We start from the raw sequence: 1613 nt of genomic DNA on the forward strand, positions 1-1613 counted from the left end.
GGTTAAAGGTTAAAGGGAAAAGGAATAAATTTAATCTTTCCCCTTTTCCCCTTTCCCCTTTCCCCTTTCCCCTTCCCAATGCCCCATGCCCCTTTAAAATTACAACAACTCACGCACGTCTGAAACTTCGCCTTTAATGGCGGCGGTAGCTACCATTGCCGGACTCATTAATAATGTGCGACCGGAGGAGGAACCTTGCCTACCTTTAAAGTTGCGATTTGAAGATGATGCGCTGATTTGTCTTCCTTGTAATTTGTCGGGGTTCATTGCCAGACACATGGAACATCCAGGTTCGCGCCATTCAAATCCTGCTTCCGCAAATATTTTGTCTAGTCCTTCAGCTTCGGCTTCTTGCTTCACTCTTTCGGAACCAGGGACGACAAAAGCTTTAACTCCCTCGGCAACGTGGCGACCTCTGGCGATTTTAGCCGCTTCCCGCAAATCGCTAATTCTGCCGTTGGTGCAACTACCAATGAAGCAGACATCGATTTTGGTGCCTTTGATGGGTTGCCCTGGGTATAAATCCATGTAGCGGTAAGCTTCTTCGGCAACAAAGCGGTCTTCTTCGGGTAGTTCTTCTGGCTGAGGCACAAACTGGTTCACACCGATACCTTGACCGGGAGTAATTCCCCAGGTAACGGTGGGAGGAATTTCGGCAGCGTCGAATACCACTACATCGTCATATTCGGCATCAGCATCACTTTTAATAGATTCCCACCAAGTTACTGCTTTGTCCCAATCTGCACCTTTGGGAGCAAAATCTCTACCATTGAGGTAATCATAGGTGACTCGATCCGGATTAACGTAACCGCATCTGGCACCGCCTTCGATCGCCATATTGCACACTGTCATCCTTTCTTCCATGTTCATTTGTGCAAAGGTAGTACCTGCAAATTCGTAGGCATAGCCCACGCCACCTTTAACACCAAGGGTGCGGATGATATGTAAAATTACATCTTTGGCATAAACGCCAGGATTAAGAGTACCGTTAACTTCAATTTTCCTGACTTTCAACTTGGATAGCGCCAGGGTTTGGGAAGCGAGGACATCCCGGACTTGACTAGTACCGATACCAAAAGCGATCGCTCCAAATGCACCGTGACTAGATGTGTGGCTATCTCCACAAGCAATAGTCATTCCCGGCTGAGTCAGTCCTTGTTCGGGTGCAATCACATGAACTATACCTTGACTGCCAGAACCAATATTGTAAAAAGTTATGTTATTTTCTTGACAATTCTGTTCCAGCGCTTGAATCATCTCCTCTGCCAAGGTATCGATGAAAGGACGCGCCTGATTTTCTGTAGGTACAATATGGTCTACCGTAGCGACAGTACGCTCAGGAAACAGTACCTTGAGACCCCGCTCGCGTAACATAGCAAAGGCTTGGGGACTAGTGACTTCATGAATGAGGTGAAGCCCGATAAATAGTTGTGTCAGCCCTGAGGGAAGTGTACCAACGGTGTGTAAGTCCCAAACTTTATCGAATAAAGTACCTTTACTCATACGTCAATCGGTGTTTAATGAGTCAGACTTTTCATAGTATCAAAAAAAAGTCTGACTTTTTCTATACGATTTATTGATTGAGGGGATTGGGCATAGGGAAGGGGAAAGGG

General features: G+C 46.4%; 1 protein-coding gene. It reads right to left on the reverse strand.

The window, feature by feature from the left end; genetic code table 11:
• Positions 1-99: 99 nt before the first annotated feature.
• Positions 100-1503 carry a 3-isopropylmalate dehydratase large subunit gene (gene leuC / locus GNE10_RS34355; protein ID WP_185570486.1) on the reverse strand — a complete coding sequence of 468 codons (1404 nt, stop codon included), beginning with the start codon at positions 1501-1503 and terminating at the stop codon, positions 100-102.
• Positions 1504-1613 lie beyond the last annotated feature (110 nt).

The organism is Nostoc sp. 2RC, assembly GCF_014222165.1.
Lineage (GTDB): Bacteria > Cyanobacteriota > Cyanobacteriia > Cyanobacteriales > Nostocaceae > Nostoc > Nostoc linckia.